This is a genomic window from Pseudomonas sp. BN607 (assembly GCF_029871175.1).
Lineage (GTDB): Bacteria > Pseudomonadota > Gammaproteobacteria > Pseudomonadales > Pseudomonadaceae > Aquipseudomonas.
The window spans coordinates 179,492-201,573 of sequence record NZ_SSOE01000069.1; the positions used below are offsets into that span (position 1 = coordinate 179,492).

At 63.4% G+C, this 22,082-nt stretch carries 22 protein-coding genes; 18 read left to right on the top strand and 4 right to left on the bottom strand.

The genetic code is table 11. The annotated features are described in order from the left end of the window. Positions 1–10 precede the first annotated feature (10 nt). The 8 genes from E8E68_RS26755 (at position 11) to E8E68_RS26790 (ending at position 7,762) form a co-directional block, all read left to right on the top strand. Entirely contained in the window at positions 11–2,248 is a 2,238-nt protein-coding gene (locus E8E68_RS26755) for a chemotaxis protein CheA (RefSeq protein WP_280346272.1), read from the top strand. A 46-nt stretch (positions 2,249–2,294) separates the two neighbouring features. Beyond that, the gene (locus tag E8E68_RS26760; RefSeq protein WP_280346274.1) at positions 2,295–3,419 is read left to right on the top strand and encodes a chemotaxis response regulator protein-glutamate methylesterase; all 1,125 of its coding nucleotides are present in this window, start codon (positions 2,295–2,297) and stop codon (positions 3,417–3,419) included. After that, a complete protein-coding gene (locus tag E8E68_RS26765) occupies positions 3,419–4,159 on the top strand; it encodes a flagellar motor protein (RefSeq protein ID WP_266028923.1) in 741 nt (246 codons plus the stop codon). Before E8E68_RS26760 ends, E8E68_RS26765 begins: the two co-directional genes overlap by 1 nt. Before the next feature lie 3 nt (positions 4,160–4,162). Beyond that, on the top strand, positions 4,163–5,020 hold the full coding sequence (gene motD, locus E8E68_RS26770; RefSeq protein WP_266028924.1) for a flagellar motor protein MotD: 858 nt from the start codon (positions 4,163–4,165) through the stop codon (positions 5,018–5,020). A 139-nt stretch (positions 5,021–5,159) separates the two neighbouring features. Beyond that, entirely contained in the window at positions 5,160–5,948 is a 789-nt protein-coding gene (locus tag E8E68_RS26775) for a ParA family protein (protein ID WP_266028925.1), read from the top strand. Next, entirely contained in the window at positions 5,948–6,841 is an 894-nt protein-coding gene (locus tag E8E68_RS26780) for a CheW domain-containing protein (protein WP_266028926.1), read from the top strand. Before E8E68_RS26775 ends, E8E68_RS26780 begins: the two co-directional genes overlap by 1 nt. 44 nt (positions 6,842–6,885) lie before the next feature. Further along, complete coding sequence (locus E8E68_RS26785) at positions 6,886–7,365, top strand: chemotaxis protein CheW (RefSeq protein WP_003254393.1); 480 nt, start codon at positions 6,886–6,888, stop codon at positions 7,363–7,365. Between the two features lies 1 nt (position 7,366). Further along, the gene (locus E8E68_RS26790; RefSeq protein WP_266028927.1) at positions 7,367–7,762 is read left to right on the top strand and encodes a DUF2802 domain-containing protein; all 396 of its coding nucleotides are present in this window, start codon (positions 7,367–7,369) and stop codon (positions 7,760–7,762) included. Between the two features lie 28 nt (positions 7,763–7,790). On the opposite strand, the gene E8E68_RS26795 is transcribed toward E8E68_RS26790, so the two are convergent. From E8E68_RS26795 to E8E68_RS26810, 4 genes are all read right to left on the bottom strand, one after another. Continuing rightward, a complete protein-coding gene (locus E8E68_RS26795; protein WP_280346278.1) occupies positions 7,791–10,502 on the bottom strand; it encodes a DUF6543 domain-containing protein in 2,712 nt (903 codons plus the stop codon). Positions 10,503–10,569: 67 nt separating this feature from the next. Next, complete coding sequence (locus E8E68_RS26800) at positions 10,570–10,908, bottom strand: EscU/YscU/HrcU family type III secretion system export apparatus switch protein (RefSeq protein ID WP_266028929.1); 339 nt, start codon at positions 10,906–10,908, stop codon at positions 10,570–10,572. Beyond that, positions 10,905–12,461 (bottom strand): flagellar hook-length control protein FliK, encoded by a 1,557-nt coding sequence (locus E8E68_RS26805; RefSeq protein WP_280346280.1) that lies wholly within the window; start codon positions 12,459–12,461, stop codon positions 10,905–10,907. Before E8E68_RS26805 ends, E8E68_RS26800 begins: the two co-directional genes overlap by 4 nt. A gap of 129 nt (positions 12,462–12,590) precedes the next feature. Next, positions 12,591–14,186, bottom strand: a complete 1,596-nt coding sequence (locus tag E8E68_RS26810) for a hypothetical protein (RefSeq protein WP_266028931.1) — start codon at positions 14,184–14,186, stop codon at positions 12,591–12,593. Between the two features lie 262 nt (positions 14,187–14,448). Here E8E68_RS26810 and ccmA point away from each other — a divergent pair, with 262 nt between their 5' ends. The 10 genes from ccmA to E8E68_RS26860 are packed head-to-tail and all read left to right on the top strand — an operon-like array spanning position 14,449 to position 21,794. Next, a complete protein-coding gene (gene ccmA, locus E8E68_RS26815) occupies positions 14,449–15,081 on the top strand; it encodes a cytochrome c biogenesis heme-transporting ATPase CcmA (protein ID WP_266028932.1) in 633 nt (210 codons plus the stop codon). Further along, on the top strand, positions 15,078–15,746 hold the full coding sequence (gene ccmB / locus E8E68_RS26820; RefSeq protein ID WP_012051653.1) for a heme exporter protein CcmB: 669 nt from the start codon (positions 15,078–15,080) through the stop codon (positions 15,744–15,746). The genes ccmA and ccmB overlap by 4 nt, the downstream gene beginning before the upstream one ends. A gap of 46 nt (positions 15,747–15,792) precedes the next feature. Next, the gene (locus E8E68_RS26825; protein ID WP_110747177.1) at positions 15,793–16,560 is read left to right on the top strand and encodes a heme ABC transporter permease; all 768 of its coding nucleotides are present in this window, start codon (positions 15,793–15,795) and stop codon (positions 16,558–16,560) included. After that, positions 16,557–16,733, top strand: a complete 177-nt coding sequence (gene ccmD / locus E8E68_RS26830) for a heme exporter protein CcmD (protein ID WP_266028933.1) — start codon at positions 16,557–16,559, stop codon at positions 16,731–16,733. Before E8E68_RS26825 ends, ccmD begins: the two co-directional genes overlap by 4 nt. Beyond that, positions 16,730–17,185: a cytochrome c maturation protein CcmE gene (gene ccmE / locus E8E68_RS26835; protein WP_051100801.1), complete on the top strand. Its 456-nt coding sequence runs from the start codon at positions 16,730–16,732 to the stop codon at positions 17,183–17,185. The genes ccmD and ccmE overlap by 4 nt, the downstream gene beginning before the upstream one ends. A gap of 11 nt (positions 17,186–17,196) precedes the next feature. After that, positions 17,197–19,170, top strand: coding sequence for a heme lyase CcmF/NrfE family subunit (locus E8E68_RS26840; protein WP_280346291.1), 1,974 nt, complete (start codon positions 17,197–17,199; stop codon positions 19,168–19,170). Beyond that, positions 19,167–19,703: a DsbE family thiol:disulfide interchange protein gene (locus E8E68_RS26845; RefSeq protein ID WP_266028934.1), complete on the top strand. Its 537-nt coding sequence runs from the start codon at positions 19,167–19,169 to the stop codon at positions 19,701–19,703. The genes E8E68_RS26840 and E8E68_RS26845 overlap by 4 nt, the downstream gene beginning before the upstream one ends. Then, positions 19,700–20,176 (top strand): cytochrome c-type biogenesis protein, encoded by a 477-nt coding sequence (locus E8E68_RS26850; protein ID WP_266028935.1) that lies wholly within the window; start codon positions 19,700–19,702, stop codon positions 20,174–20,176. The genes E8E68_RS26845 and E8E68_RS26850 overlap by 4 nt, the downstream gene beginning before the upstream one ends. Then, on the top strand, positions 20,169–21,365 hold the full coding sequence (gene ccmI, locus E8E68_RS26855) for a c-type cytochrome biogenesis protein CcmI (RefSeq protein WP_280346285.1): 1,197 nt from the start codon (positions 20,169–20,171) through the stop codon (positions 21,363–21,365). Before E8E68_RS26850 ends, ccmI begins: the two co-directional genes overlap by 8 nt. A 12-nt stretch (positions 21,366–21,377) precedes the next feature. After that, positions 21,378–21,794: a hypothetical protein gene (locus E8E68_RS26860; protein WP_110747167.1), complete on the top strand. Its 417-nt coding sequence runs from the start codon at positions 21,378–21,380 to the stop codon at positions 21,792–21,794. The last annotated feature ends 288 nt before the right edge of the window (positions 21,795–22,082 follow it).

A 22,082-nucleotide genomic window follows, 5' to 3' on the forward strand; every position in this document is an offset into this window, starting at 1 on the left:
AGCACGTTTGATGAGCTTCGGCGCCGATGAAGAAATCCTCCAGGATTTCCTGGTAGAAGCCGGCGAAATTCTTGAGCAACTGTCCGAGCAACTGGTCGAGCTGGAAAGCCGGCCCGACGATGCCGACCTGCTCAATGCGATCTTTCGCGGTTTCCACACTGTAAAAGGGGGCGCCGGCTTCCTTCAGCTGAACGAGCTGGTGGAGTGCTGCCACATCGCCGAGAACGTCTTCGACGTCCTGCGCAAAGGTGAGCGCCGGGTCGACGCGGAACTGATGGACGTGGTGCTCGAAGCACTGGATACCGTCAACAGCATGTTTGGCCAGGTGCGCGAACGCACCGAAGTCACCCCGGCCACCCCCGAGCTGCTGGCGGCGTTGTCGCGCCTGGCAGAACCGGGCGGAGCCGAAGCTGTTGCAGCGCCGGCGCCGATTGCCGGCGTGGCGGTTGCAGCTCCGGCTGAGGCCGAGGAGCAGCACCAGGACATCACCGACAGCGAGTTTGAGCAGCTGCTCGATTCGCTCGATGCGGTCAAGGCGCAAGCGGCGGCCGACGAGCAGATGCAGGGCGAGACTGTCAGCGCTGCTGGTGATGAAATCACCGACGCCGAGTTCGAATCGCTGCTCGACCAGTTGCACGGCAAGGGCCAGTTCAATGCCGAGGTTGCGCCACCGCCGGTTGCCGTCAGCAGCGAAGCGGTCAGTGACGACATTACCGACGCCGAATTCGAATCGTTGCTCGACCAGCTGCATGGCAAGGGTACCTTCCAGGCGGGCGCCTTGCCCGCCGCCCAGGCACCAGCACCCGCCGCGCCGGACCACAGCGCAGCCAGCGACGAAATCAGCGAGCACGAGTTCGAAGCCCTGCTGGACCAGTTGCACGGCAAGGGCAAGTTCGGCGGCGATGTGGCCGCTGCAGAGGCCCCGGTAGCTGCCCAGGCGCACGCGCCGGCTGCCGCCAAGGCCGCAAGCCAGCCGGTGGCCAAGCCAGCCGCCGCGCCAGCGCCATCGCCGGCCAGCAAGCCTGCCGCAGCGCCTCGCGCGCCGGCCCCGGCCGCCGAAAAACATGCCGCCAGCGAAGCGGAAACCACGGTGCGCGTCGATACCGCGCGCCTGGACGAGATCATGAACATGGTCGGCGAGCTGGTCCTGGTGCGTAACCGCCTGGTGCGCCTGGGCCTGAACAGCGGCGACGAGGCCATGTCCAAGGCCGTGTCCAACCTCGATGTGGTCACGGCCGACCTGCAGACTGCGGTGATGAAAACCCGCATGCAGCCGATCAAGAAAGTCTTTGGCCGCTTCCCGCGTCTGGTCCGTGACCTGGCGCGCCAGTTGAAGAAAGAGATCAACCTGGAGCTGGTTGGCGAAGAGACCGACCTCGACAAGAACCTGGTCGAGGCCTTGGCCGACCCGCTGGTGCACTTGGTACGCAACGCCGTCGACCACGGTATCGAGATGCCCGATGAGCGTGAAGCCTCTGGCAAGGCCCGCACCGGCCGTGTGGTGCTGTCGGCGGAACAGGAAGGCGACCATATCCTGCTGTCGATTTCGGACGACGGCAAGGGCATGGACCCCAACATCCTGCGCGCCAAGGCCGTGGAAAAGGGCCTGATGGACAAGGACGCTGCCGAGCGCCTGAGCGAGTCGGACTGCTACAACCTGATCTTCGCCCCGGGCTTCTCGACCAAGACCGAGATTTCCGACGTGTCCGGGCGTGGCGTGGGCATGGATGTGGTGAAGACCAAGATCTCCCAGCTCAACGGCTCGATCAACATCTTCTCGGCCAAGGGCCAGGGCTCGAAGATCGTCATCAAGGTGCCGCTGACCCTGGCGATCATGCCCACCCTGATGGTGATGCTGGGCAACCAGGCGTTCGCCTTCCCGCTGGTCAACGTCAACGAAATCTTCCACCTGGACCTGTCGCGCACCAACGTGGTCGATGGCCAGGAGGTGGTGATCGTGCGCGACAAGGCGCTGCCGCTGTTCTACCTCAAGCGCTGGCTGGTGCAGGGCCAGGTGCACGAAGAGCAGCACGAGGGCCACGTGGTGATCCTGTCGGTCGGCACCCAGCGCATCGGCTTTGTCGTCGATCAACTGGTGGGCCAGGAAGAAGTGGTAATCAAGCCGCTGGGCAAGATGCTGCAAGGCACCCCGGGCATGTCCGGGGCCACCATTACCGGCGACGGTCGCATTGCGTTGATTCTCGACGTCCCGAGCATGCTCAAGCGTTACGCCGCACGGCGTATTTGATTTCGGTGGCGCACCCTGGCGGGTTGCGCCGCCTAATGGAGTGTTTATGGCAGTCAAGGTCCTGGTGGTGGATGATTCCGGTTTCTTCCGCCGCCGCGTCTCGGAAATCCTCTCGGCGGATCCGACGATCCAGGTAGTGGGTACCGCGACCAACGGCAAGGAAGCGATCGACCAGGCGCTGGCGCTCAAGCCCGATGTCATCACCATGGACTACGAAATGCCCATGATGGATGGCATTACCGCGGTGCGGCACATCATGCAACGCTGCCCGACGCCGGTATTGATGTTCTCCTCGCTGACCCATGAAGGCGCCCGGGTCACTCTCGATGCGCTGGATGCCGGCGCGGTGGACTATCTGCCGAAGAACTTCGAGGAAATCTCGCGTAACCCCGACAAGGTCAAGCAACTGCTGTGCGAAAAGGTGCATACCATTTCCCGCAGCAACCGCCGGTTTGGCAGCTACAGCAGCCTGGCTCCGGTCGCAGCACCGGCCAGCAGCCACACGCCTGCCAGCAGCTTTGCCAGCCCGACAGCGGCGCGCGCGCCTGTGCCGGCCCGTGCACCCGCCCCGACGGCCACGCCTGCGCACTCGCCGCCGCCCAGGCGCAAGCCCTACAAGCTGGTGGCCATCGGCACGTCCACGGGTGGCCCGGTAGCGCTGCAGCGGGTATTGACCCAGCTGCCGGCCAACTTCCCGGCGCCAATCGTGCTGATCCAGCACATGCCGGCGGCGTTCACCAAGGCCTTTGCCGAACGCCTCGACAAGCTCTGCCGCATCAGCGTCAAGGAAGCCGAGGACGGCGACATGCTGCGCCCGGGCCTGGCCCTGCTGGCGCCTGGTGGCAAGCAGATGATGATCGACGGCCGTGGCACGGTGAAGATCCTGCCGGGTGACGAACGCCTGAACTACAAGCCCTGCGTGGATATCACCTTCGGTTCGGCGGCCAAGTCGTACGGTGACAAGGTGCTGTCGGTGGTGCTCACCGGCATGGGCGCGGATGGCCGCGAAGGCGCACGCCTGCTCAAGCAGGGCGGCAGTACGGTGTGGGCCCAGGATGAAGCCAGCTGCGTGATCTATGGCATGCCCATGGCCATCGTCAAGGCCAACCTGGCCGACGCGGTGTACAGCCTGGACGAAATCGGCAAGCACCTGGTGGAGGCGTGCGTCTGATGGACGTCCTCAGCCTGATTGGTTTGATCCTCGCCTTTGTCGCCATTGTTGGTGGCAACTTCCTTGAAGGTGGCCATGTCGGCGCACTGGTCAATGGCCCGGCGGCGCTGATCGTGCTGGGCGGCACCCTGGCGGCGGCGTTGCTGCAGTCGCCGCTGTCGTCGTTCAAGCGGGCGCTGCAGATACTGCGCTGGATCCTGTTCCCGCCGCGGGTCGACCTGGCGGGCGGCATCGATCGCGTGGTCAACTGGAGCCTGGCGGCACGCAAGGAAGGCCTGCTGGGCCTGGAAGGGGTGGCTGACGCCGAACCTGACCCCTATGCGCGCAAGGGCCTGCAACTGCTGGTGGACGGCGCCGAGCCGGAGGCCATCCGCAGCATCCTCGAAGTCGATTTCCTGACCCAGGAAGGCCGCGACATCCAGGCTGCCAAAGTATTCGAAAGCATGGGCGGCTACGCGCCGACCATCGGCATCATCGGTGCGGTGATGGGCCTGATCCACGTGATGGGCAACCTGGCCGACCCGTCGCAGCTGGGCAACGGCATTGCCGTGGCCTTCGTTGCCACCATCTACGGTGTGGCCAGCGCAAACCTGATACTGCTGCCGATCGCCAACAAGCTCAAGGCCATTGTCATGCGCCAGTCGCGTTACCGCGAGATGCTGCTCGAAGGCCTGCTGTCGATTGCCGAGGGTGAGAACCCGCGCTCGATCGAGCTGAAGCTGCAAGGCTTCATGGAGTAACCCATGCGTCGCCGTCGTCATACCGAGGAACACGAAAACCACGAACGCTGGCTGGTGTCGTACGCCGACTTCATCACCTTGCTGTTCGCCTTTTTCGTGGTGATGTACTCGATTTCCTCGATCAACGAGGGCAAGTACAAGGTCATTTCCCAGGCCTTGCTGGGGGTGTTCAATGACCCTGAACGCGCCGTCAGGCCGATTCCCATCGGCGATGAGCGGCCGTTGACCGTGCGCCCGGCCGAGCCGCTGGTTAAGGACAGCGAGCAGACCGAGGCCGGCCTGGCGGCGACCAATGTCGACCCGCTGAAAACCATCAGTGATGACGTGCGCAATGCCTTTGGCGACTTGATCAACAGCGACCAGATGACGGTGCGCGGCAACGAGCTGTGGATCGAGATCGAGCTCAATTCGTCGTTGCTGTTCGGCAGCGGTGATGCGATGCCCAGCGACAAGGCATTCGCCATCATCGAAAAGGTGGCCAATATTCTCAAGCCGTTCGCCAACCCGGTGCACGTCGAGGGGTTCACTGACAACCTGCCGATCCGTACTGCGCAATACCCGACCAACTGGGAACTGTCATCGGCGCGTGCGGCGAGCATCGTGCGCCTGCTGGCCATGGAAGGGGTTAACCCGGCGCGCATGGCGTCGGTTGGCTATGGCGAGTACCAGCCGGTGGCGGGCAACGACACCGCCGAAGGCCGTGCGCGCAACCGCCGCGTGGTGCTGGTGATTTCCCGCAACCTCGAAGTGCGTCGGAGCCTGACCGGTTCGGGCAGTGCCAATGCTACGCCGGATGCTGCGTTGCGCCGGGCTGGCACACAAAGTGCACCGGCAGTACAAGCAACGGTGGCGAGGCCGTGATACGTCAATTCCCCGTCGCTGATACGAACACGATTTTGAATGTGCCGCCGCCTGCTGCGGGAGCGGGCATGCGTGAAGTTCTGCGCGTGACTGTTGTATCTACAGCGTCCCTGCCAAATCAATAGATAGAGTTTGCTTGATGAGAGTCTGGGCAGTAGCCAATCAAAAAGGTGGCGTCGGCAAGACCACCACTACCATCGCCCTGGCCGGCCTGCTGGCCGAGGCGGGCAAGCGCGTGGTCGTTGTCGACCTCGACCCGCACGGCTCGATGACCAGCTATTTCGGGCACAACCCGGATGCCCTGGAGCACAGCTGCTACGACTTGTTCCTGCACAAGGGCGCGGTGCCGGAGGGCTTGCCCGGGCAATTGTTGCTGCCCACCAGCGACGAGCGTATTTCGCTGCTGCCATCGAGCACCGCGCTGGCGGTGCTGGAGCGCCAGTCGCCGGGCCAGAATGGCTTGGGCCTGGTGATCGCCAAGAGTCTGGCGCAGTTGTGGCAGGATTTCGACTTCGCCCTGATCGACAGCCCGCCCTTGCTTGGCGTGCTGATGGTCAATGCCCTGGCCGCCAGCCAGCAGTTGGTGATCCCTGTGCAAACCGAATTTCTCGCGGTCAAGGGCCTGGAGCGCATGGTCGGCACCCTGGCCATGGTCAACCGCTCGCGCAAGCAGGCGCTGCCGTACCAGATCGTGCCGACCCTGTTCGACCGCCGCACCCAGGCCTCGTTGGGTACCCTCAAGCAACTGCGCGATAGCTATGGGCAGCAGGTGTGGCAGGGCTACATCCCGGTCGACACGCGCCTGCGCGATGCCAGCCGCAAGGGTGTCACGCCTTCGCAGTTCGATAGCAAGAGCCGCGGGCTGATTGCTTACCGGGCGCTGCTCAAGCACCTGCTGACCTACAAGACTGCAGTGCAGGTAGCCTGATGACCCAGTTTAGACAAACCGGCACCCGGCCGCAGATGGCCCTGCAATCTTACCTTGATGGCCTGCTGCAGGATGCTACCGAGGCTGAGGAGCTGTTCGAGCCGTCGGCAGTGGCAGACGAGTTCGCCGAGGCGGTGCGTGAGGAGCAGGCGCGCGATGCCCACCCAGTGGCCCGTCCTGAGCCTGCCGAAGCGGCTGCCAGCCTTGCCCCGCGGCCATTCGCCGAGCCCAGGCTGGCAGTGCTGCCCCGCGTGATGCCTGTGGAGGCGCCGGTGGTGGCGGTGGTCGAGCAGGAAGTGGTGGCCGAGGCCGCGATTCCGGTGCTGGTCGAAGAACCGACAGCCGAGCCGGCGATGCCGCTGGTCGATGTCCACCTGCCGGCACCCGACATGCCAGTACCACCGGCCAGCGTCGACGGCCGCCCGGTATGGGCGGCCGAGCCGTTCGAATGCCTGCTGTTCGATGTGGCCGGCCTGACCCTGGCAGTGCCTTTGGTGTGCCTGGGTTCGATCTATAACCTGGCCGGCCAGGAGTTGACGCCGCTGTTCGGCCAGCCCGACTGGTTCCTCGGCATCCTGACCTGCCAGGCCGGCAACCTGAAGGTGCTGGACACCGCGCGCTGGGTGATGCCCGACCGCTACCGTGATGATTTTCGCCAGGGCCTGCAATACGTGATTTCCGTGCAGGGCTACGAATGGGGGCTGGCGGTGCATCAGGTCAGCCGCTCGCTGCGCCTGGACCCGTCCGAGATCAAGTGGCGCAGCCAGCGTGGTCAGCGCCCGTGGCTGGCCGGCACGGTGATTGAACACATGTGTGCACTGCTCGACGTCGCGGCACTGGCAGAGCTGATCGCCAGCGGCGCAGTCAAGCAGATGCACGCCAAACAGAAATGACACCGAACACAACCGCCAAATAGCGGATTTAGAGGGCTAGGGGAATGAAAAAGTCGTCTGCACAAGGTTCCGAAGATCCGATCCTGCAGTGGGTTACCTTCCGTCTGGACAACGAGTCCTACGGCATCAATGTGATGCAGGTGCAGGAAGTGCTGCGTTACACCGAGATCGCTCCGGTGCCAGGCGCGCCAAGCTACGTGCTGGGCATCATCAACCTGCGTGGCAACGTGGTGACGGTGATCGACACCCGTCAGCGCTTTGGCCTGATGCCGACCGAAGTGACCGACAACACCCGAATCGTCATCATCGAAGCCGACAAGCAAGTGGTCGGCATCCTGGTCGACAGCGTGGCCGAGGTGGTGTACCTGCGCCAGTCGGAAATCGAGACCGCACCGAACGTGGGTAACGAAGAATCGGCCAAATTCATCCAGGGCGTGTGCAACAAGAATGGCGAGCTGCTGATCCTGGTAGAGCTGGACAAGATGATGACCGAGGAAGAGTGGTCCGAGCTGGAGAACATCTGAGTTGATCCTACAGGTTGCTGTCATCTTCCTGGCGCTGGTGTGGGCGCTGAGCCTGTGGTTTTTCCTCAACTACAGTAAGCGCCAGCGCGAGCTGGCCGCGCAGCAGGCCGAGGGCGATGCGCTGCGTGACCAGCGCATCAAGGACTTGGCCAAGCGCCTGGATGACTACCAGAACGGCACCGTGCGCATGGGTGAGGCCATCCATGAACTGCGTGTGGCGGTGGCTACCCTGCCAGACCGGCTGGAGCGCCTCGAGCAGCGTGACCCGAGCAACGTTACCTTCAGCCAGGCGGCCAAGCTGGTGGGGATGGGAGCGAGCATTGATGAGCTGACCCAGAGCTGCGGCCTGACCCAGGCCGAGGCGGAGCTGATGAGCAAGGTATACCGGGCTCCTTGAGGGGCCCGTTCAGCTCCGCCTGTGCATTTCAGTTGCGAACCCAGGAGTGATTGCCGCCGACGCCGGCAAAACGGTTAAGGGGCAGCAATTGCTTCAGGGCAGCATTGGCCTGCGAGGGGTTGATGAATGGGTAGCTGTTGACGCGTGGCATGATGTGCAGGTTGATGATCTGGCGCAGCGTCCGCAGCCCGGGGAGGTGACGATCGACCACCTCGGTGAGCAGCGCCGGCCCGGTGAGGTGACTGAGCTTGTTGGCGTAGCGGTAGAAACCGCTAGGGTCCTGTTCCAGGCTCGGTCGGCTGTCGTAAAAGTCTGCATGGGTCTGGTAGCGTGCGAGCATTTCATCGGAGATCGCATCCAGCACTGGGTTGCCTGGGTGGCTACCTATGAGGCTGGTGTTGTACAGGCAATTCATGCTCATTTTTTCGTTGCACATCGGCGGTGGCAGTAGCAGCCCGTCGGGTGGGGTGTGCAGCTCGACCTGGTCGATCGTTTCGCCCTTACCGTCCGGCAGCAGGAAATCGTCTACGTCCATGTACAGCCCACCCTCATGGTGCAGCATTCGGTAGCGCAGCACATCCGTCGCTGACGCGTAATTGGTGGCGATGCCACCGTTGCCATCCAGTGCTGCATCGTACTGTGCGTAATAGCGGCTCTGGCGGAAGGCCCGGAAGAAACCCTGCTCTTCAAGCGGCACTACCTGCAGCCCTGGGGCCCGGGCTGCCAGTAGCTTTGCGTTCTGTTCGTAGGCGGTAGGCGAAGCCTTCGACAGAAACAGGCGCATGCTGTACTCACTGTCGCTCAAGCGCGCCGCGTTGGCGGCAAGGTTGGCCAGCAATGGCTCGCCAAGGACTTGGTCGCCGACCCAGAGGCTGGATATGAGTTTTGGGATAGGCGCGCTGTCCGGCGCCCGTGTCGGTATTTGTACCGGCAGGGGCAAGTCAACCCCCAAGGCGCGCAAGGTGCGCGTGCGCATGGCGTCGGTTACCGGCCGGGGCATGTCGAGCGCCACCAGGTCACGGCTGTTGGGGACTGCGACGTAGGCTTGCGGATCGACCTCGTTGACGTCGTCCTTGAGGATGAACGCATCCCGCTCCATGTCATAGGCCACCCGCGCGTTGTAGGTTTCGATGCTGCATTCCAGGTCGTCCAGTTCGCCATCGTAGTGGGGCAACCGTATCACCGCGCCGGCAACATGCGGGTCGGCGTCATCAAGGGGTGCAATGGGGTCGTGGTTGTGGAAGTACTGCGCGCCTTCCGGCTCTGGAAGCCGCGGTGGGCTGGTCGGGCTCAACGGGTAGCCGAGCTGCCCGTTGACTTCACGCGGCATGACAAAACCATCGCTTTTGAACTCGAACAGGGCCTTGATGCCTGCTGTACCCTCCGTTGCCAGCGGTACGGCGTTGAACAGCCCCCAGGCAATGTCGCCCACCCCGTCCTGTTTGGCTTTCAGGCTGTGGCCGTTGATCACCTGGTCCAGGCCCAGGCCCAATTGGGCGATGCCACCGAGCGCCAGCAGTGGCGCGAGCCCTGGCACCACCAGGCACAACGGCGCCAGCAGGTTGAGCGTATTGGCGAGGTAGCCTCGCCATCTGGCTTTGGTAACCTGGCTATCGGTGGTGATGACAAAATCAGCATCGTCGTAGCTGCGCTGGCGCTGCCGTTCGGTCAAGGCTGTAAAGATATCCCCGGTCAGTTTGGGGTTGTATTTGCCAGGTTTGTAATTCACATAGGTTCTGGGTGGCCAGACGCCGTCATCGTTGAAATAACCATGTTCAGGTGGCAGGCGGTGCCGGTCCGGATAGTCGCCCAGGCCCTCGAGCGCGGTGTCCAGGCCACTGAAGTCGAGGCCTTGAGGGCGGTCGGCGAGCCTAAAGTGTTGTTTGAGTGCCTCGCGTCGGGCGGGGTCCTTGCACTGATCGCCCACCCAGTCCTTGAGCAGGTTCTCGCTTTTGAATTCGAGGAAGGGCGAGCTGTTACCTGGCATGTACAGCAGGGTCAGGTCGCTGTGGGGGGCGTTGATGTACAGCAGGTCGGTGGCCGCATAGCCATAGATGCTCAGCGTGCTCACCCGTATCTTGAAGCGCTGCGCGATCATGCCGGCGGCTTGCCAGGCCAGCTCCCTGGCGGCATCGCTCAGGCGGCCCTGGCTGACCTGGGCGTTGCAGGCGGCGATGAAATTGAGCTTGCAGGCCAGGCGGTGGTTGTCGTGGTGTTGCTGCCAGTACGTGTCGAGCATGGCTTTGAACGGCCCGTGAAAATCCAGCGCTTCGATGAAACGCTGGAACGCTTCAGCCGGTACCTGAACGTGGGTGGAAGCATCGTAACGGGCAGGGGCCGATCGCAGGAACAGGCCGTTGTACACTTCGAAAGCGGCGCCCTGATGGCCAAAGCCCAGCGCTGGCAGGCGATCGACCAGCTTCAATGGCCCTTCTGGGAAGGTGCCTGCCCAAGGGTTGGCGAACAGCGCACCGATGAGGTTGTTGTCGGACTCCCCTTGCCAGTTGCCCAGCAGCGCCTGGGTCATGTTCTGGGTTTGCTGTACCGCTGCCACATAGCCTTGCTCATCCGGCCGGTAGTGCAGGGTGACCACATCGATGCGATCGGGGTCGACATCCACACCTTGCCCGGCAAGCCACTGCCGGATCAATCGATTGGCTTCACGGTCCGGGCGCGGGATGTTGGCCAGATGGTCTACTACGAACTGCACGCCTTGGGCGTTGATTCTGCTGTGGGTCATGACGGTCACCTTGTTCGTGGAAGGCTGACAAGGTTGGGCGCATGGTGGGTTGGCGGGTGGTAGATAGCTACCGGCCGGTGCCAGGCAGCAGGGGCAATGGTGCGGTGATATCGCGCTCTGAAGGCGTCGAATCATCGAAGCCGGCGGGTACCTTGCCGCGCAGTTGCCAGGCGAAGGCGATGATTTCGGCAATGGTCAGGTACAGCGCCTCGGGTATTTGATCGCCGAGCTCCAACCGCGCCAGCAGGCGCACCAGTTCGGCGTTTTCGTAGATCGGCACTTCGTGTTCGCGGGCGAGCGCAAGGATGGCCTCGGCCAGTTCCGCGTCGCCCTTGGCGGTGACGGTCGGTGCCTGATGGCCGTCGTAGGTCAGCGCGATGGCTTGGCGTGGTGTCGTGTCGCTCATGCGGTTTCGTCCACCCAGCGTTGTTCCATTCGTGTGCGTGGTCCCTGGGGCGGGATGCCCTGGTGGCACTCCAGGTCGCCAACTTCCAGGCCTTGGGCCAGCAGGCGCTCGCGCAGCGCGCCAAGCTGGGCGTCGATCAACCGCGCGGTCTGCTCGCGCTCCGCCCACAGCTGCCCACTCAGGCGGCCCTGGCTCAGTTGCGCCTGTACCTGCAGGGGGCCGAGCGGGGACAGGTCGAAGGCCAGCTCGATGCGCCACAGGGCTTGCCTGGGCTCTTGGGCTCCATGTTGGCGATCGGCCTTTTGTTGTGGGGTTTCTTCGCGCTGCAGTTTGACTTGCAGGGGGATGAAGTCCTGGCCGTGGCGGATCGGCACTTCGGTTTGCCAGGTGGTTTGCAGGTTGCCGTTTTCCAGCGTGCCGGACTGCTGCAGGCTGCTCAGGGTGTGGCTCTGCAGGCGCGAGATGGCGGCAGCCGCCAGGCGCAGCAGTTGCTGCAGGTCACCTTCGTCCTCCATGGCCTGCAACAGCCGCGAGGGCAGCGGGAACGCCCCGGGCGGTGTTCGTGGGCTGACCCGGTCGAGCATGCCCAGCGCATTGCGGGCCATGGCCGGCACGGCCTGGGCAAGGGTGGCGGAGGCGATCATCGGGTTGCTCGGCGCATTCGCCGAGGCCTGGGCCACCAACCGCACCAGTTGCGCCTTGAGGTCGCTGGCCACACCGGCGCCGAGGCCGCCGAGCAGCTTGGCTTCCAGGAAAGCCCCACTGTTGCTCAGGGCCTGGGCGAGTGTTTTGCCGTCGCTGAGCTGGCGCGCATCCGGCAGGCTGGCCAGAAGGCTGTTGGCGCTACTGCGCAGTTCGCCGTCACTGCTTGCGCTGCTGGCCAGCTGCTGCAGGGCATTGAGCAGGCCGGGCAAGGACGCTTGGCGACCTTGCTGAGTGAGCAGTTGCTGGGCGATATTCAACTGCTCCTGGCGCCCGCTCAGGGGCACGAAGCGCAGCGACTGGTCGCCTTGCACCAGGGCGCTGAGCAGGCTGCCGACTGGCAGCGGGCGAGGGCTGTCGATGGTTAGCGTGGCGCCGGCCTGGGCCGTGTTGAGCAGGCTGACCAGTGAGCGAAAACTGGCCGCTTGCCCTGGGGGCTGCGACAACGGCTGGTTGGTCAGGACTTTTCCTTGCAGCAGAGTGCCCGGCGGGACCTTGCGGGTGTCGAGCTGGGTCAGTGTGGCGACATTGTCGGCGCTGGCCTGCTGTACCATCAACGCCAGGCGGTTGCTTTCTGGTTGGCTGATAGTGATCTGGCTGCCTTGTGCAATCGGCTGGCTGGCACTGGCCTGCACCTGGATCTGTGCGCCGTTGGCCTGAGTCACCTGTAGCAGCAATTGGAAGGTGCTGCCGGTCTGACGCAAGGTAAGGACCTCGGCCTGCGCCGTCTCACCAGGTTGCAGCAGGCCGGGTTGGGCCTGGGCCAGTTTCAACAACTCACCTACCATTGCGGCCTTGACCGTCTGGTGAACGATGGCGGTTGATGCGTTGAGGCCATTGATGTCAGTCATTGGTGGCTAGATCGCAGTTTTCGAGCGGGGGAGGCCAGGCGGCGACCCCACGGGGGCTGGAGCATTCTTGACAGGATAACGGCAGCAAGATCGATGACTTGAGGTGTTTCCTGGGAAAATGACGCTGGGTCATGCTCCGTTGTATAGCTCGATCAGTTCATTCACGTTGAACTGGGTCGGGATCACGATCCAACACCAGTACCATCTTGCTTCATCAGGTTCGATGGCCGCCAGCACCGTCAAGCGTGTCGCCGGGTTTTCGGAAAGGATGACGACGCCCTGCTGGTCGACTGTTCCTTCCCCTGCGAGAAACATCCAGTCAATGATGGCGGGATCGACCATCACTGGGTCCGTCTCTCCACGCGGCCGATAGAACATGGATAAGCGCAAGTTGCCCTGATGTTCTTCGACTTTGAAGTAGTGGGTTGGGGTGGCATTCAGCACGGCATGGTGGCAAAGCAACGCCTCTGGGCCCAGTCTGCATTCCAGCGTGTCGACACTGACCGGAGGCTTCGGGCTGGTTTCTTTCAGAACACAGGGGGCATCGGTTTTACCGGCTTCGTAGCCCTTGGTCGCGTCGAGAACAGGCGGAACGTAATACCAGTGGTCATCCCTATTTTCCAAGGTCCCCACTGCGGGTTGGCGCAGTACCCAGGTAGCCAGATCGGTGGGAGGGAATACCTCCAGAGCAGAGGCCTGGCCACCCTCGTGGTGTTCCAGAAAAAGAGGGTTGGCACCATATTCCGTGCGCTGGCTGGCGTTACTCCCGAGAACTGAATCCGGATATCGTGTGTAAATGCCCAAACTTTCATCATCGACACCGGTAAAGGCATCAACCAGCATCTGTGAATCGACCAAACCTCCGACCATCAGGTCGCACAGGTACTCGACACCTTCCCAGCCGAAACCTGCCTTACGCAGAGCACCAGGCGAGAACAGTGCTGTAGCCAGGTACGGAAGCGGCCATGGAAACACGAGATTTTTGGTAACGATGAGGTATTTCTGCCCGGCAGTCCCCGATAGCGCGGGCGTAGCGTTGGGTGCGGCGACATGCACCGATGTTTGATGGTTGTCTGCGCCGTGTGCAGACGGGCGTATGAAAAGGTTCAAGGGTTGCACGTTGGCAAAGGGCCCACCCGTTTTCAGCGTGAATGTCTGGTCCGGGGCCTGACGCAGGTGCATGGCCAAGCCACGCGCAGCCTCCTCGTCACGATTGTTGCCGTGCGCATCGCTGAAAAAGATGCGGGGGTGGTAGCCCCAGCTGAGGCACAGTTCACCGCCCTGCTTGAGGCATCCGCTGTTTTCAACTGCGTAGACTTCAATATTGAGATGCAGGTCCGCGCTGGGATAATGCGTGATCTTGAAAGGGAGTCGCAGACCATCGCCATAGGGACGCGACAGTTCCATTTCAGTGCGCGCGTTGATGGGCTCACGAATGGTCAGCTTGGCGTCCTCCAGCGGCTCTTTGCCGATGATCAGGCGGCCGCGGCCGAGCGTCGTGGAAACGGCTCGCCAGGTTCTTCCTGGGGTAATGGTGTCGATGCCGTTGATCACCTTGTCTGGCCAGTCGTGCTGGAGCGCCTGGAGCCTGGCCAGAAGCACGTTGAGTGTATCGGTGTCGTAGGTGACGATCGCCATGCTGCCGCCGAGGAAGCTTCCTTGCGCAGCACTGGTGATCGCCCAAGCGATGACGTCATCTGCGGTCTGCTGTATGCCCAAGCTCATGTCGTATTTCCAGTCAGTGGTCAAATACAAGCATGGCCAGGTCAAATCACTGGAACTACTGGCAGATTTATCAGGGCTGGGCGGGTCGCGGCGGTTTACGGTCCGAGCGCTGTTATTGATTTAAGGCATGATTGTATACAACCATGTGAATCTACCCTTGGCAGCGCTGCCACGCGTGTAATAATGCTGGCCGCCTTTCTCGACCAGAAGCGACCGCAGGCAAATGCACCCACCATCCGTTCAATTTGGATAAGGCGAATCCGTGACCTTTCACCTCCAAGCCGCAGGTCTGGCCTGCGAGCGCGACTGGCGCCTGCTGTTCGAACAGCTCGATTTCGAGCTGGGCGCCGGCGACATGCTGCAGATCAGCGGCCCCAACGGCAGTGGCAAGACCAGCCTGTTGCGGCTGCTGGCCGGGCTGATGCAGCCGACGGCCGGGCAGATCCTGTTGGGTGGCAAGCCACTGGCCGAGCAACGCCATGCCCTGGCCAGCATCCTGCTGTGGATCGGCCACGCTGCTGGCATCAAGGACCTGCTGACCGCCGAGGAAAACCTCACCTGGCTGTGCGCCCTGCACCAGCCGGCCAGCCGCGAGGCAATCTGGGCGGCGCTGGCGGCGGTCGGTTTGCGCGGTTTCGAAGACGTACCCTGCCATACCCTGTCGGCCGGCCAGCAGCGCCGCGTGGCCCTGGCCCGGCTGCACCTGGCCGGCCCGCCGCTGTGGATTCTCGACGAGCCGTTCACGGCCCTCGACAAGCAGGGCGTGGCGCAACTTGAAGCGCACCTGGCGGCCCACTGCGAGCAGGGCGGCACGGTAGTGCTGACTACCCACCACACGCTGGAACGCAAGCCCTCCGGTTACCGTGAACTGAACCTGGGGCAATGGGCGGCATGAGCGTATTCATCCTGTTGTTGCGCCGCGAGGCGCGCCTGTTGTTCCGCCGCCCGGCCGAACTGGCCAACCCGCTGGTATTCTTCGCCATCGTCGTGGCCATGTTCCCGCTGGCGGTAGGCCCGGAAAGCCAATTGTTGCAAACCTTGTCGCCGGGGTTGGTCTGGGTGGCCGCGTTGCTGGCGGTGCTGCTGTCGCTGGATGGCCTGTTCCGCAGTGATTTCGAGGACGGCTCGCTGGAACAGTGGGTGCTGTCGCCGCACCCGCTGGCGCTGCTGGTGCTGGCCAAGGTGCTGGCGCACTGGATCTTTTCCGGCTTGGCACTGGTATTGTTGGCGCCACTGCTGGCACTGATGCTGGGGCTGCCCAGCCATTGCCTGCCGGTGCTGCTCGGCTCGCTGCTGTTAGGCACACCGGTATTGAGCCTGCTGGGCGCGGTGGGCGCGGCGCTGACAGTCGGTCTGAAGCGTGGTGGTTTGTTACTGGCGTTGCTGATTCTGCCGTTGTATATCCCTGTATTGATCCTGGGCAGTGGTGCGTTGCAGGCGGCGTTGCAAAATATGCCGGCAACCGGCCACCTGCTCTGGCTCGCCAGCCTCACGGCCCTGGCCGTGACCCTGGCACCCTTTGCGATAGCGGCCGGCCTGAAGATCAGCGTTGGCGAATAACGAGTCCCGGGCTCTCAAGCCCGGCAAATACCCTGGATGTACCCTGATGAAAATAAGCTGGACGTGGTTCCACAAGCTGGGCTCCCCGAAATGGTTCTATGCCATCAGCGGCCGCATGCTGCCGTGGCTGGCCGGCGCCGCCGTGATCCTGTTGCTGGTCGGCATTACCTGGGGGTTGGCTTTCGCCCCGCAGGATTACCAGCAAGGCAACAGCTTCCGCATCATCTATATCCATGTCCCGGCGGCGATGCTGGCGCAGTCCTGCTACGTGCTGCTGGCCGTGGCCGGGGTGGTTGGGCTGGTGTGGAAGATGAAACTGGCCGACGTCGCCCTGCAATGTGCCGCGCCGATCGGCGCCTGGATGACGGCCGTGGCATTGGTCACCGGTGCCATCTGGGGCAAGCCGACCTGGGGCAGCTGGTGGGTCTGGGATGCCCGCCTTACGTCCATGCTTATCCTGCTGTTCCTGTACTTCGGCATCATTGCGTTGGGCCAGGCGATCAGTAATCGTGACAGTGCGGCCAAGGCCTGCGCAGTGCTGGCGATAGTCGGCGTGGTGAACATCCCGATCATCAAATACTCGGTGGAGTGGTGGAACACCCTGCACCAGGGCGCCACGTTCACCCTTACCGAAAAGCCGGCAATGCCGGCCGAAATGTGGCTGCCGCTGTTGTGCACGGCACTGGGTTTCTACTGTTTCTTCGGCGCCGTGCTGCTGCTGCGCATGCGCCTTGAAGTACTCAAGCGCGAAGCACGCGCCAGTTGGGTCAGGGACGAAGTATTGAACAGCCTGGGGCGGAGGGCCGCGCAATGAGCTTTGCCACCTTCGGCGACTTTCTCGCCATGGGTCACCATGGTTTGTACGTGTGGTCGGCCTATGGTATCTGCCTGGCAGTGCTGGCGCTGAATGTCGGTACGCCACTGCTGGCTCGTCGTCGCTATTTGCAAGAAGAGGCGCGCCGCTTGCGCCGGGAGAACAACCAGTGAATCCGCAGCGCAAGAAACGCCTGTTGCTCATCGTCGGCCTGCTGGTCGGCGTCGGGGTTGCCGTCGGCTTTGCCTTGAGCGCATTGCAGCAGAATATCAACCTGTTCTATACACCGACCCAGATCGCCAACGGCGAAGCCCCGCTGGACACGCGCATTCGCGCTGGCGGCATGGTCGAGAAAGGCTCGGTGCAGCGTTCGTCCGACTCGCTGGATGTGCGCTTCGTGGTCACTGACTTCAACAAGTCGGTGCCGATCACCTACCGGGGCATCCTGCCCGACCTGTTCCGCGAAGGGCAGGGCATCGTCGCCCTTGGCAAGCTGAATGCCGAAGGCGTGGTAGTGGCTGATGAAGTGCTGGCCAAACACGACGAGAAATACATGCCGCCCGAGGTCACCAAGGCGCTGAAGGAAAGCGGCCAGGCCGCTGCCGGCGGGGAGGCCAAGCCATGAATGCTGCGCTGGTGATCCCCGAGCTGGGCCAGTTGGCGATGATCCTGGCCATCTGCTTCGCCGCCGTGCAGGCCAGTGTGCCGTTGCTGGGCGCCTGGCGCGGCGACAGCCTGTGGATGAGCCTGGCACGGCCGGCAGCCTGGGGGCAGTTCGCCTTCCTGGCGTTTGCCTTCGCCTGCCTGACCCATGCCTTCATGACCGACAATTTCTCGGTCGCCTATGTTGCCAGCAATTCCAACAGCGCCTTGCCCTGGTACTTCAAGTTCAGCGCGGTGTGGGGCGCCCACGAAGGCTCGTTGCTGCTGTGGGCGCTGATCCTCGGCGGCTGGACCTTTGCCGTGTCGGTGTTCTCGCGGCAGTTGCCGCAGGTGATGCTGGCCCGGGTGCTGGCGGTGATGGGCATGATCAGCGTGGGCTTCCTGAGCTTCCTGATCATTACCTCCAACCCCTTCCAGCGCCTGCTGCCGCAAGTGCCGACCGATGGCCGCGACCTCAACCCGCTGTTGCAGGACTTTGGCCTGATCGTGCACCCGCCGATGCTGTACATGGGCTACGTGGGCTTCTCGGTAGCCTTCGCTTTTGCCATCGCCGCCTTGCTCGGCGGCCGGCTGGACGCTGCCTGGGCGCGCTGGTCGCGGCCGTGGACCATTGTCGCCTGGGCCTTCCTTGGCGTGGGCATCACCCTCGGTTCGTGGTGGGCCTACTATGAGCTGGGCTGGGGGGGCTGGTGGTTCTGGGACCCGGTGGAAAACGCCTCGTTCATGCCCTGGCTGGTGGGTACGGCGCTGATCCACTCGCTGGCGGTGACCGAAAAGCGCGGGGTGTTCAAGAGCTGGACCGTACTGCTGGCGATTGCCGCGTTCTCGCTTAGCCTGCTGGGCACCTTCCTGGTGCGCTCCGGTGTGCTGACCTCGGTGCACGCGTTTGCCGCCGACCCGTCGCGGGGCATTTTCATCCTGATCTTCCTGCTGTTCGTGGTGGGTTGCTCGCTCACGCTGTTTGCTTTGCGCGCGCCGGTGGTCAAGAGCCAGGTCGGCTTTGCCCTGTGGTCGCGTGAAACGCTGTTGCTGGCCAACAATCTGGTGCTGGTGGTGGCCGCCTCGATGATTCTGCTTGGCACTTTGTACCCGCTGGTGCTCGACGCGCTGACCGGGGCCAAGCTGTCGGTCGGCCCGCCGTACTTCGACGCCTTGTTCCTGCCGCTGATGGCGCTGCTGATGGTGGTGCTGAGCATTGGCGTGGTGGTGCGCTGGAAGGACACGCCGGGTCAATGGTTGGTCAGCATGATGACGCCGGTGCTGATCGGCAGTGCGATCCTTGCCCCGCTGGCCGGCTTTATCGTCGACGACTTCGACTGGCCTACCCTGACCGCCTTCGCCCTGGCCGCCTGGGTGGTGCTCGGCGGCCTGCGCGACATCTTCGACAAGACCCGCCACAAGGGCCTGGTCAAGGGCTTGCCTGGCCTGGGCCGTAGCTACTGGGGCATGCAGCTGGCGCACCTGGGCCTGGCCGTGTGTGCGCTGGGTGTTGTGCTTTCGAGTAACAACAGCGCCGAGCGGGACCTGCGCATGGCCCCGGGGGAAAGCGTGGAGCTGGGCGGGTATCACTTCCTGTTCGAGGGTGCCAGGCACTTCGAGGGGCCGAACTTCATCTCTGACAAGGGCACCATCGTGGTCAGCCGTGAGGGCCGTGAGGTGACCACCCTGCACCCGGAAAAACGCCTGTACACCGTGCAGCAGTCGATGATGACCGAAGCCGGCATCGATGCCGGCTTCACGCGTGACCTGTACGTTGCCCTCGGCGAGCCGCTGGAAAACGGTGCCTGGGCGGTGCGCGTGCATATCAAGCCTTATGTCCGCTGGATCTGGCTGGGTGGTCTGTTGACTGGCCTGGGCGGATTGCTGGCGGCCCTGGACCGGCGCTACCGCGTCAAGGTCAAGACCCGGGTGCGTGATGCGCTGGGCGTGTCTGGAGCAGCTGCATGAAGCGTTGGATCATGGTAGTCCCCCTGGCAGTGTTCCTGCTGGTGGCGGTGTTCCTCTACAAGGGGCTGTTCCTCAAGCCCGACGAGCTGCCTTCGGCAATGATCGGCAAAGCGTTCCCCGCATTTTCCCTGGCATCGACCCAGGGCGACCGGACCTTGACCCAGGCCGACTTGCAGGGCCGCCCGGCACTGGTCAACGTGTGGGCCACCTGGTGCCCGTCGTGCAAGGTCGAGCACCCGTACCTGAACCAGTTGGCGCAGCAGGGGGTGGTAATCCACGGGGTCAACTACAAGGATGACAACGCCGCTGCGCAGAAGTGGCTGGCCGAGTTTCACAACCCGTACCAGCTGGACATCCGTGACGAGCAAGGCAGCCTGGGCCTGGACCTTGGCGTGTACGGCGCGCCGGAAACCTTCCTGATCGATGCCAAGGGCATCATCCGTTACAAGCATGTGGGCATCGTCGATGCCACCGTTTGGCGTGAACAGCTGGCACCGCTGTACCAGGGCCTGGTTGACGAGGCCAAGCCATGAAGCGCTGGCTGGCAGCTGCCGTGCTGGGCATGAGCCTGGCCGGTGTGGCCAAGGCGGCCATCGACACCTACCAGTTCCGCGACGAGGCTGAACGTGAGCGCTACCAGCAACTGACCAAGGAGCTGCGCTGCCCCAAGTGCCAGAACCAGGACATTGCCGACTCCAACGCCCCCATTGCTGCGGACTTGCGTCGGGAAATCTTCCGCATGCTTGGCGAGGGCAAGAACAACGAGCAGATTGTTGATTTCATGGTCGACCGCTATGGCGACTTCGTGCGCTACAAGCCGGCGCTCAGCGGGCGTACCTGGCTGCTGTGGTTCGGCCCGGGGCTCCTGTTGGCCGGTGGTTTCGTGGTGTTGGCGGTGATTGTGCGCCGACGTCGAGGCACCGCCGTGCAGGGCGCCAACGAGTTGTCTGCCGAAGAACGCGAGCGTCTCGCCAAACTGCTGGAAAAAGAACAGACCCATGATTGAATTCTGGCTTAGCGCGGGCCTGCTGTTGCTCGCCGCCCTCAGCTTCTTGCTGATCCCGATCCTGCGTGGCCGTCGTCGCCAGCCGGAAGAAGACCGTACTGCCCTGAACGTGGCCCTGTACCAGGAACGCGTCGCCGAGCTGGCCGCCCAGCAGGCCGCCGGCGTACTGGACGAAGCGCAGATGACCAAGGGCCGCGACGAAGCCGCCCGCGAGCTGCTGGCCGATACCGAGGGTGCAGACACCCAGCGCCAAGGCCATCTGGGCAAGGCCCTGCCGCTGCTGGCGGCGGTATTGGTGCCACTGATGGCGTTGGGGCTTTACCTGCATTTTGGTGCAGCCGACAAGGTGGAGCTGACCCAGGAGTTTGCCCAAGCGCCGAAGTCGATGGAAGAAATGACCACGCGGTTGGAGCGCGTGGTGCAGGCCCAGCCTGATTCGGCCGAGGCCCTGTACTTCCTGGGGCGCGCCTACATGGCCGAGCAGCGTCCGGCTGATGCGGCACGTACCTTCGAACGTGCCGTGGCCTTGGCCGGTCGCCAGCCAGAGCTGTTGGGGCAGTGGGCGCAGGCGCTGTATTTTGCTGCTGACAAGCAGTGGAGCCCGCAGGTGCAGGGCCTGACTGACGAAGCGCTGAAGGCCGACCCCAATGAAGTCACCAGCCTGGGCCTGCGCGGTATCGCGGCCTTCGAGGGTGAGCGTTACCAGGAAGCCATCGATTACTGGAAGCGCCTGTTGGCGCAGTTGCCGGAAGGCGATGCTTCGCGTGCGGCCCTGCAGGGCGGCATCGACCGTGCTGCCGAGCGTTTGGGCGGGGCGCCAGCTCAGGCTGGCGAGTCTGCGCCAGTGGCGGCGCGCCTGAAGGTGCGTGTGGAGCTGGCGGCGGCGTTGAAGGACAAGGTCAAACCGGACGATACGGTGTTCATCTTCGCCCGTGCCAGCAAGGGGCCGCCGATGCCGCTGGCGGCCAAGCGGGTAACGGTGGCGCAGTTGCCGATCGAGGTGGAATTGTCGGATGCGGATGCGATGATGCCGCAGATGAAACTGTCCGACTTTGCCGAAGTCCAACTGGTTGCACGTGTTTCGCGTGCGGGCCAGCCGACCCATGGTGAATGGATCGGTCAAGGTACGCCACTGCCGAGCGCGACCCAGGCCATGCAGCACCTGACCATCGACAGCCCCGACCCGTAAGAGAAGAATGCCATGCACAGCACCGTCCGCCTGACCCTGATCACCCTGGCCTTGGGTTTGTCTGCGTGTACGGTGCAGCAGCCGTATGAACAGCCCGAACCACCGATCGAGCGGGTGCCGCCGCAGGGGCCGGTGGTCAAGCCCTTGCCGGGCGGGCAGCCGTCCACTCAGCCGAGCAAGCCGGCGGCGATTCCCAAGCCCATGCCGCGTACGTCGGCCAGCTTTGCGCCGCCGCCTGGCGGGGCTAGCCACTGGGACCCGAAACTGGGTGTCTACGTGCTGGAGAAGCAGCCGAATACCTTTTACCGGCAGCGTACCTATTACCGGTTTGACAACGGCTGGAGCTGGTCGCTGAGCCCGAATGGGCCTTGGCAGGAGACTGACAGCAGCGGGGTTCCTGGTGGTTTGGGGCGTGCATTCGGGCAATAACTGCGAAGCTGTATCTCGCTCTCGCTCTCGCTCTCGCTCTCGCTCTCGCTCTCGCTCTCGCTCTCGCTCTCGCTCCGCTTTTGATTTTGCTTCTAAGCGCGCGATAACTCAGGCGACACAGATTGCGACTTCAGTAGGCCGAGCGAAGGGCATGCGGAGGGAGGTGACGGGCATGGATGCCCGTCAAGCGCTGAGGCCCCATGGATGGGGCCTTCGGCGCGTACTCCCGGGAGCATGCCCGTAGCGAGGGGACCCCGGAGCGTAGCGTAGGGGCCGGATGATGGGAGC